The organism is uncultured Veillonella sp. (assembly GCF_934190855.1).
Lineage (GTDB): Bacteria > Bacillota > Negativicutes > Veillonellales > Veillonellaceae > Veillonella.
The window spans coordinates 1-10035 of sequence record NZ_CAKPTN010000058.1 but is presented as its reverse complement, the minus strand read 5'-3'; the positions used below and the strand labels follow the sequence as shown (position 1 = coordinate 10035).

Below are 10035 nucleotides of genomic sequence, written 5' to 3'. Positions count from 1 at the left end.
GTCACAGACATACCAAAGATAGGTTCTTTATTTTCTATGCTATGGCCACCTACGATAGCCGCACCAGATTCGGCTACTATAGAGCCCGCTCCGTTTAACACGTCTGTTAAAATTCCTTGCTCAACAAGAGGCACTGGGAAGCCTACAATGTTCATGGCAGTCAATGGAGTCCCGCCCATAGCATACACATCGCTTAATGCATTGGCACCTGCAATCTTACCGAATAAAACAGGATCATTAACCATAGGTGTAAAGAAGTCTAAGGTTTGAACCAATGCCAATGTATCAGAAATTTTATATACACCCGCATCATCAGAACCGGTCATATCCGCCAATACATGATCGTTCGTAACAGGCGTCACTGCTTTCAAAACACGATTTAATATATGAGGACCAATCTTACACGCACAGCCCCCATTTGTCACATAGTCGGTAAGTCGTACCATAGGACCTCCTTACTCATTCTCTGGCAATCGAGAAACGATTTTCTTAACAGCCTTTTCAAATTTAGGGCGCGGCATCAGCAGTTGATGTCCACAGCCGTTACATACGATGAGAAAGTCCGTACCAATACGTTTTACTTCCCACTCGTCACTACCGCAAGGATGTGATTTTTTCATCTTCACCACATCGCCTACATAATATCTAACAAATGCCATAGCGCCTCCTTTTACGTCAGTCAGTATTTATATACTTATTATACATAAATCAGTTGGTTCTATAAATATATTTTAATTCTATAGTTCAACCATCAACTGTATACTATTTATACTATTTATACTATTTATCCTATTTCTACTGTTTCTACTGTTTCTACTGTTTCTACTGTTCATCCTATTCAAACTATTTATCCTATTTATACTGTTTATTCTATCTACCTTTCTTATTTAGTGTATTCGGTTTTAGAAATTCTAACTTTGATTTACATGACGCTTACCTGTAGATCAATAATTAAATTTAAAACTTTATGGTTATAAACCCAAAATTATTTTGTCTAAAAAGCGCTGTATTATGAGGAATTATTAGTACATCTTAAGAAAATAATATCAATAACTAATCAATAATGATTTTTCATTTAGTTATCATTCTCAATATCAAAATGGCAGTTTTTTATAAATCCCATACTATCAATTCTTTAAAAAACCGCATCTTTACTGCATTGATAATATTTATCATTTAGAAAATTTTCGAAATAAATTTTACAAAAACACTTGCATTTCTCATTTAGTATGTTACAATATAGTCAACAATGATTATTCGTTAAGTATACGGATAGCACATTGTATATAAAACTGTTAAGACGGCAAGTGCCGAAAAACACAAACAAGTAAGTACTATTTTAAGAGTTAGACAAGTGTCTATTTGATCTAAGAATAAGTTTTCTTACCAAGGCGAAGTCGCCCACGAAATTGTAGAATAAGTATTCTATTATTTGAATTCACAACCAAGTGGTTATGAATATATAAGTTAAGTAACAATTTTGAAAAATTATCGTAAGTACAAAGGAGTATTAAAATGGCAGAATTAAAAGGTTCTAACACTGAAAAAAATCTTCAAGCAGCATTTGCTGGCGAATCCCAAGCATTCCAAAAATATACTTTCTACGCAGCAGCAGCTCGTAAAGCTGGCATGAACGAAATCGCTGATTATTTCGAAGAAACAGCTCACAACGAATCTGCACATGCTAAATTGTGGTTCAAAGCTCTTCATGGTGGCGATGTATCTTCCGATATCGAAGCTAACCTTCGCGATGCAGCAGCTGGTGAAAACTACGAACACACTACAATGTACAAAGATTTCGCTGACGAAGCTGAAAAAGAAGGCTTTGCTAAAATCGCTTTCCAAATGCGCGAAGTTGGTAAAATCGAAGCTCGTCATGAAGCTCGTTACCTTGCATTAGCAGCTCAAGTATCTGGTAACAAAGTATTCCACAACGACGAACCAGTTGCTTGGATCTGTGCTAACTGTGGTTACGTACACGTTGGTGAAGAAGCTCCAAAAGTTTGCCCAGTATGTGCTCACCCACAAGCTTTCTTCCACCGTTTCGTTGAATCCATCTAATCTGTAAGTACCACACTAACTAAACTAACAACCTGTAAGTACAGATTTATATTAAACATACTTGTAAGTACAATTTAAACTTATAGTAAGTACTGACAACTTCCTAAATAAAAAGACGATGACTTAGGTCATCGTCTTTTTTGTGTTCTATTTATTGGTATGGTTGTGTTTTGTTTAATAATATTTAGTACGCTTATTGCTAATAGAATGTAATAAAGTGTAATACATCGTAACTTATTACATAATAATAGCATCTACTGAGTTCTATCAGCTAATTTTTTAAACGCTTGTGCTGCTTCATAAGGGTTTTCTGCATGGGCAATAGCAGATATTATAGCTACACCACAAGCACCTGCTTGTAGTACAGCTTCCGCGTTGTCCAAACTGATGCCACCTATTCCTACACATGGCAATGTTAAGCCTTCTGCTTGTAGTTCAGTAATTCGATTTGGTCCGCACGGTTCTTGTGCATCAGGTTTACTACTTGTAGCATACATAGGCCCTACACCTACACAATCTGCATAGACTATGTCGGTATTATGTAGTTCCGCTACGGAGTGAATGGAGATGCCAACGACCTTATGGCCTACAAAATTACGTACCTCTTCTAGACGCATATCTTCTTGACCTACATGTACACCATCAGCATTAACAGCAATGGCTAAGTCTACATCATCATTGATGATATAAAGTACATTGTACTTAGCACAGATTTGTTTTAATTGTAGGGCTAACTCTAGTTTCTGTTTTCCAACTAAAGTACCTACGCCCTTTTCTCTAAATTGGAAGCAAGTCACACCACCTCGACAAGCCTCTTCTACGACACTTAGCAAGCGACTTTCATTCAATTCCACATCTTGCGTACCACCGATGAAATATACTTCTAATTGATCTGGCACAACTACAGGGCGTATACGATTTTCAGTCATAAGCACCGCATCATCTAGTGTATATAAGGCATCCATAAAGGCTACACTAAAGCTACCAGGTTTTACACCGCTCACCTGTACCGCACTTTCACCGGCTAGACCATAGTAAGCCAATGCATAGGCGAGAAACTCACCAATAGACAATCTATCTTTACATGGATAATAGGCACTAAAGAAGGCTGCTAGCACAGCGCCTAATAGACAGCCCGTCCCTGTTACGGCTGTCATAATAGGATGACCGTGTGGCACGACAAATACCCGAGTTCCATCGGAAACATAATCCTCTTCTCCCGTTGCTATTACCGGGCAGTTAATAAGGCGTGCTAGACGATATGCGATAACAGCACTGTCCTCGACTTGTCCGCTATCTACACCTTTACCTGTAGTGGAAGTATCCGCCTGATCATCAGGACTTAAAGCATCGTAGATAGCTTTAATTTCACTTTGATTCCCCCTCAATAATGAGATAGCACCAGTCTTAATTAAATCTAAGACCACAGACAATCGGTAAGCCCCAGCATGACAGCCCACTGGATCTAATACGATAGGAACCTCATATTTCTTTGCCAGTGCTATGGCGTCGTTGTAGTAATTAACCTTATCTGGTGTAAGAGTTCCAATATTGATGAGTAGCGCCGATGCATGAACGATGAGGTCTTTCAAATCTTCACTACACTCACTCATCACAGGAGAGGCCCCAATAGCTAGTAAACCATTGGCCGTAAAGGTCCGCACCACATCATTGGTAATACAAATCACGAGAGGATTTCGGTGACGCAAGGTTTTTAATATATTTAGTTCAGGCCAAATCTGGCCTTTCATATAAGGGTTTTCATAGGTCATACAAGTATCTCCTCTAGTTATCTTTCAAGAGCTCATCCATCGTTTCAGGACCATTAGATAACAGTCCATAAGCCATATGATTAACAGGTCCACAGCCATGTCCTAGCGCCGGATTGTGCTTAATAGCGAGAGCGATATAGTCCTTAGCAATACCAATGGCATCCATTACGTCACGGCCTTTGGCGAGCTCCGCCGTAATAACTGCGGAGAAGGTACAGCCCGTGCCATGTGTGTGCACCGTATCGTATTTAGGGCTCGTCCAGGTGCGTACGCTACCATCTTTAGTGAAAGCATAGTCCGTTGCATCTGTACCGATATGGCCACCTTTAATGATTACCACTTTAGGGCCTAAGTCCTGTAAGATACGATGAGCCGCTGTTGTTATGTCGCTTTCACAATCGATAGACATATCAGCTAAGACCTCAGCCTCACTGCGATTAGGGGTGATAACTGTCGCGGTAGGAATGAGTTTAGATTTTAAGAAATTCACCGCCTCATCTGATACGAGTCGGTCACCGCTGGTAGCAATCATAACAGGATCCATTACATATGGAATATCCTTGCTCACATAAGGATAGATAAGGTCCATCATTTCAGGTAAAGCAATCATGCCCGTCTTAACAGCTTGAGGCTTAATATCTGAATACACGTCGTGTAATTGTTTCTCTATGCTTTCTAAGGATAGATGTTCAACGTGGTGCACACCCGTTGTGTTTTGAGCCACCACGGACGTAACTACAGCCATACCGTATACATTTCGGCTTTGGAAAGATTTTAAATCGGCCATAATGCCAGCGCCACCACTTGGGTCAGTACCAGCAATTGTCAATGCAGTATGTAGTTTCATTATGCCTCCTTATGTAATAGATGACGACGAGATAAAATTTGTAATACTACGAAACCGATGCAAGCACCTGCAACAGAGCTCATAGAGAAGGATGTAATTAAAGTCAACAAGGCTAGCGGTTTCCCTAATAGGAAATGAGCAATGGGATAACTAACAATAGCACCTATAAGACCAGTACCGATGATTTCACCTAAAGCCGCCGCCCAGATGGCATTGTATTTTTTATATAAATACGCAGATAGCCAGGCGCCAATCATGCTACCGGGAAAGGCCAATGGAGATCCTAGTGCCAATACATTGCGTAAACAAGATGTACTAAAGGCTGCACCTACAGAAAATCTCGCCCCAACTACAACGGCTAAGATTACATTAATCATATGTTGAAACGGAAAAATACGAGCTGGCCCAACGGGAATTGATGTAGTGGATAACACTACGCCTAAGGCCACACATATACTTGCAATAATAAGTTTTTTCATAATACCTCCAAACATATAAAAACAAGACCACTCCAAATGGAATGGCCTCGTAATAGTTTAGTATTATGTTTCACTCCACTTCCCTACGCCAGTATTATCAGGATCAGGTCTAGGGTTTTGAATGGTCAATCTCAGCAAAAGCACCCCTAGTGGCAATATATTTTTATACTTTAGTTATAACATCAATATACAATCTATGCAACAAAAATGTAACACTTATAAAAGAAGAATATTCTCCCTTTCCAATTTTATTTATTCTAATTTAATCTAATCTTCATCATCAAATTTAATTATTTTAATTTTTCATATTATACTAATCTTAACTAGGAGGTGTATTATGAGTGAACAGTGGACTAATGAAAAATTATTAGAATTATGTGAAGATTTTATTATGATTTCTATAGATTATGATAAATATGATACTAGAGATGATCCAAAGTGGAAAGCCTTTATCTCAAAAATGTGTAATATACATTATGATCTCGGTAATTGGATTAACGCACAAGATGAAATTGATGAACACACTCTTTATGTCTATATGCATTCTGGAGAGCGCTTAGCCGAAGAACTAAAAAGGTCTAATGACTGGGAAAAAATAGAAGCTATATATTTTCATTTATCTTGGATTTATAAAAAGTATGCAGATGAAGTTGACGAATTTGAACTATCATATTATCAAGAGTGCGAAAAGGAAGCCCAAAGCAAAAAACATGAACAACAAAGTTCAGGATGTTTTGGTTGTCTAGGTATACTAATTGTAGTAGGAATATTATATAAAATTTTATTTTAAAGTACATATATAAATAACAACCTAAATAATAAATTATAAAACTATATAGCCATATAAGAGTTTTTCAACTTAAGAATTGACGGTTCCCTATTAACCGCCTATAATGAAGCCATAACGGGGTGCTCACAAGAGTGGGCTGAGAGTAAGCTATCGCTTTAACCCATAACCTGATTTGGATAATGCCAACGTAGGGAACATAGAGGATTATAGCCGAGTTCCTATGAACTCGGCTTTTTCTATGACTTCCTGGCAAGGAGGACGTATGAAAGACACATACATTACACAACCACAGTTCGCCATGATATGGTTTGGTGCCGCTCTATCTATAGCGGAGATTATGACAGGAATCTATCTGGCCCCCTTAGGGCTCACCCAAGGTCTATATGCCATCATACTAGGGCATATCATCGGCGGTATATTGCTCTTTGGAGCCGGCCTCATCGGTAGTCGCTTGCGGCAAGGCAGTATGAATACTACCGCCTTCAGTTTTGGCCCTCTAGGGGCTAAAGGCTTCGCCTTTTTAAATATGCTTCAGCTCATCGGCTGGACGAGTATCATGATTTACGACGCTATGCTTGCGTTACAAGAGCTAGCTCCCCTATCCCCTATGATTTGGACCACAGCTATCGGGGCCCTTGTCATTTTGTGGCTTTTCATCGGCCTCCACAATACGGGCTATATTCAAGCCATCGTATCTATTCTGTTGCTAGGTCTCACCATCTACATGGGCGCTCACATGATAGTTCAGTGGCCTAGTGAGAGCAGCCTTATTACTAGTGGAAACATGAGTTTTATGGCAGCTCTAGAACTATCTATAGCTATGCCACTCTCTTGGCTTCCGCTCATTAGTGATTATACTCGTGAAAGCAAACATCCTTTCTCCGCATCACTGACAAGTGCCACAGTCTACACTATAACAAGTATTGTTATGTACACCTTAGGCCTCAGCGCTGCTATCTTTGGTGGTGGCGACTCCATCATTACCATTATGATGAACGCGGGCCTCGGTCTTGCAGGACTTATCGTTATTATCTTCTCCACCGTAACTACGACCTTTATGGACGCTTACTCTGCTGGCGTATCTAGTACAACTATCTATAACGGTGCCTCCAGTAAAGGGGTAGCCGTTATCGTGACTATTGTCGGCACCATTGCAGCTATTCTATATCCAATGGATGATATTACAGACTTCCTATACCTCATTGGTTCTGTATTTGCGCCGATGATCGCTATCTTATTGGCGGACTACTTTATCAATCGCCAACAAGTACAAACGCTTTCAGCTTATCTCGTACGCGGTCTCATTTGGGCTATATCCGTTGGTTTATACCACTATATGTTACATAGTGAAAGCACAATAGGTGCTACATTGCCAGCCTTTACAATGGCATTTGTCGTTACAGCTATCGTTGGATTTATAAGTAAAACAGCACATTCATCTGCTGAAATTAAGCAATAATACGTGCTAATATTATTGTATATATCTAATGTAAATCGCTAAATTAATAATCAAAATACTAGTAAATATACTACTAGTATTAGAATCTATTATCTAAAAAGAAAACACCTTCAAAACAGTCAATATGATATGAGGTCTATTAAATAAGATGTATATCATATAATTTGACAGTTATGAAGGTGTTTTTATGTACCTATGTATTTAATGTTCGAAGTATTTTACCATTATGACAAAGTTATAATGTCTAAAAATTTACCATTATTCAGGAATCGTGATAAGCCCATTTTCACAGGTCCAGTGTCTATCTCCTACGCTTTCTGCTTCGCTTTCATCATGAGTCACCCATACGCAAGGTACATCCCATTCGCGGATGATCGATACGAGGTCCTCTCGTACTTGTTTTCGTAAATTCCAATCGAGTGCAGATAAAGGCTCATCGAGGAGCAAAATAGTCGGTTTTGAGTAGAGTGCACGTCCTAGTGCAACCCGTTGTTGCTCACCACCAGATAAGCTACCCGCCTTGGTTTTGCGATATTTTTCTAAGCCTAACCGTTGTAACAACGTATTACACATGTCAGGTGTGCCACGTTTGCTATAGGTAATATTGCTTTCAACGGATAAATGGGGAAATACAATATTGCCTTGAGGCATATAGCCTACTTGGCGCTGTTGTGCGGGCACCCATATCTTTTTATCTCGATCTACCCACGTCGTTTCATCACATTGAATACTGCCAGTACTAGGTTTTACGAGACCTGCAATACATTTGATGAAGGTGCTTTTACCACTACCTGACTGGCCAGTCAACACGGTAATGCCAGACGGCAGTGAACCATCAGCTTTCACAGTCACAGAAGGTCTATCTACGGTAAAGAAAAATGTAATCATAGAACCTCCTAATTATTATCTGTATGGCGGAATAGGGAACCTTTTGTAATGAGGTGAATCCCGCTCAATAACGCTAGTGTAAGAACACAAATATATATAACAAGCTCAAAGGCATCCATGTACTGCCCAGCCTCTACATAGGAGTAGATAGCTAATGGCATAGTGCGGGTTACCTTTGGAATATTACCAGCAATCAAGATGGTAGCACCAAATTCGCCCATAGCGCGGCAGAACGCCAAGATACTGCCTGTTAAAATACCTTTCCATGCGAGCGGTACAGATATAGTGAAGAAAATACGTAACTCAGAAGCACCTAATGTACGCGCTACGTCCTCCATATTATGATCTACGGACTGCAACGCAGAACGAACCGTTTGATAAAATAATGGAAATGCAATAACAGAAGATGCTATAACGGCACCGGAAGCGGCAAAGACAACGCTCATTCCATGAGCTTCAAGCCAAGCCCCAAAGGCATAGCCCGGTGTAAATACCATAAGTAGTGCAAAACCAACAACTACAGGAGGTAGTACTAAAGGCAATGTAATAAGGGCATCAAGAATAGCGATACCGCCCCATTTACAGCGATTCATCCAGTAGCAAACGGCTAAGCCGCTTAAGATTACAATAACGAGAGCAATGCTCGCTACCCATAGCGATAGCCAGAACGGACTCATGCCACTCCCCCTTTCTATATATAACAAAGTAAACTTTATGCAGTATTAATCCTATTAATAATATTAGTAACAATATCTATATTGTACCATAAGAAAACGCTAGCCATGAGAGCTAGCGTTTTACCCTTATTTAGAAGTGGAGAAACCGTATTTCTCTAATACTTTTTGGCCCTCAGGGCTCATTACGTATTGGTAGAAGTCTTTTGCCAATGCGTTGTCGTATTTTTTAATGATGCCGATTGGATAGATAACGGGATCATGAGAATCTGCAGGAGTTACTGCGGAGATTTGAACTGCATCGCCTGCAGCAATAGCATCCGTTTTGTAGATGAAGCCTGCATCACCAGCACCTTGGCTAATGGAAGCCGTTACAGCTTTTACGTCTTTTGCGTATACTACATTAGGCTCTACTTGTTCCCAAACGCCTAATTTTGTTAATACTTGTTTACCATAGTTACCTGCTGGTACTGTTTCAGGGTTACCTAATACAATGCGTTTTACAGTAGCGATTTGATCTAACTCAACTTTAGGTTGACCTTTTGGAACTACGAGAACGAGCTCATTCGTAACAAATGGTTTTACATCACTTACAAGGTCTTTCTCTTGTAACATTTTCATATTCTTTTCGTCAGCAGAGATGAATAAGCTAGCTGGTGCACCTTGTTCGATTTGTTGTCGCAATGTACCAGAACCAGCAAAGTTAATGGCGATTTGATCATCTGCTAAGTTATGACTTTTTTTGTAAGCATCAGCGAGTTCTGTAAGAGCCCCTTTGAGACTTGCCGCAGCTTGTACAGTAATCTTTTCAGATGTACTTGGTTTACCAGTTTCTGCCGATTTGCTTGCATCGTTACCACAGCCCACTAAAAAGGCTAGCATGAAAACGCTCATTAATACTAATAAAATTCGTTTCATAATTCCTCCTGTGTATCTCTTAAAAGCTAATTGTGAAAGCTCTACGCAGTTAGATAGGAGATACGTAAAATAACCGAGTCTAATACTATACGAGAAATATACAATATATTCACATTATACTATAAACAGATATACTAAGTCGTATGC

Annotated in this window: 11 protein-coding genes and 2 riboswitches; of the genes, 3 read left to right on the top strand and 8 right to left on the bottom strand. The window is 39.5% G+C overall.

Going from position 1 to position 10035, the window contains the following annotated elements; translation table 11 throughout:
- Together selD and Q0F90_RS04850 are read right to left on the bottom strand one after the other, a co-directional pair.
- A partial coding sequence (selD, locus tag Q0F90_RS04855; protein WP_296003869.1) for a selenide, water dikinase SelD occupies positions 1-446 on the bottom strand: 446 nt, incomplete at its 3' end.
- A 9-nt stretch (positions 447-455) separates the two neighbouring features.
- Complete coding sequence (locus tag Q0F90_RS04850) at positions 456-659, bottom strand: DUF951 domain-containing protein (protein WP_004693828.1); 204 nt, start codon at positions 657-659, stop codon at positions 456-458.
- An 856-nt stretch (positions 660-1515) separates the two neighbouring features.
- On the opposite strand from Q0F90_RS04850, the gene rbr reads away from it, so the two are divergent.
- On the top strand, positions 1516-2061 hold the full coding sequence (rbr, locus tag Q0F90_RS04845; protein ID WP_296003867.1) for a rubrerythrin: 546 nt from the start codon (positions 1516-1518) through the stop codon (positions 2059-2061).
- Between the two features lie 254 nt (positions 2062-2315).
- Here the strand turns inward: rbr and thiM are convergent, their stop codons facing one another.
- Genes thiM through thiW form a run of 3 tightly spaced genes read right to left on the bottom strand, consistent with a single transcriptional unit; the run spans position 2316 to position 5159 of the window.
- Positions 2316-3833, bottom strand: coding sequence for a hydroxyethylthiazole kinase (gene thiM, locus Q0F90_RS04840; RefSeq protein ID WP_296003864.1), 1518 nt, complete (start codon positions 3831-3833; stop codon positions 2316-2318).
- 13 nt (positions 3834-3846) lie between these two features.
- Entirely contained in the window at positions 3847-4680 is an 834-nt protein-coding gene (gene thiD, locus Q0F90_RS04835; RefSeq protein WP_296003862.1) for a bifunctional hydroxymethylpyrimidine kinase/phosphomethylpyrimidine kinase, read from the bottom strand.
- Entirely contained in the window at positions 4680-5159 is a 480-nt protein-coding gene (gene thiW, locus Q0F90_RS04830) for an energy coupling factor transporter S component ThiW (RefSeq protein ID WP_296003860.1), read from the bottom strand. The genes thiD and thiW overlap by 1 nt, the downstream gene beginning before the upstream one ends.
- Before the next feature lie 63 nt (positions 5160-5222).
- Positions 5223-5317, bottom strand: a riboswitch (TPP riboswitch).
- Between the two features lie 179 nt (positions 5318-5496).
- Here thiW and Q0F90_RS04825 point away from each other — a divergent pair.
- Positions 5497-5949 (top strand): hypothetical protein, encoded by a 453-nt coding sequence (locus tag Q0F90_RS04825; protein WP_296003858.1) that lies wholly within the window; start codon positions 5497-5499, stop codon positions 5947-5949.
- A 105-nt stretch (positions 5950-6054) separates the two neighbouring features.
- Positions 6055-6160, top strand: a riboswitch (TPP riboswitch).
- 51 nt (positions 6161-6211) lie between these two features.
- Positions 6212-7408, top strand: a complete 1197-nt coding sequence (cytX, locus tag Q0F90_RS04820) for a putative hydroxymethylpyrimidine transporter CytX (RefSeq protein WP_296003856.1) — start codon at positions 6212-6214, stop codon at positions 7406-7408.
- A 258-nt stretch (positions 7409-7666) separates the two neighbouring features.
- Here cytX and Q0F90_RS04815 read toward each other — a convergent pair whose 3' ends face one another.
- From Q0F90_RS04815 to modA, 3 genes are all read right to left on the bottom strand, one after another.
- The gene (locus Q0F90_RS04815) at positions 7667-8296 is read right to left on the bottom strand and encodes an ATP-binding cassette domain-containing protein (protein WP_296003854.1); all 630 of its coding nucleotides are present in this window, start codon (positions 8294-8296) and stop codon (positions 7667-7669) included.
- An 8-nt stretch (positions 8297-8304) separates the two neighbouring features.
- On the bottom strand, positions 8305-8973 hold the full coding sequence (gene modB, locus Q0F90_RS04810; protein ID WP_129823922.1) for a molybdate ABC transporter permease subunit: 669 nt from the start codon (positions 8971-8973) through the stop codon (positions 8305-8307).
- Positions 8974-9099: 126 nt separating this feature from the next.
- Entirely contained in the window at positions 9100-9888 is a 789-nt protein-coding gene (modA, locus tag Q0F90_RS04805) for a molybdate ABC transporter substrate-binding protein (protein WP_296003851.1), read from the bottom strand.
- Between the last annotated feature and the right edge of the window lie 147 nt (positions 9889-10035).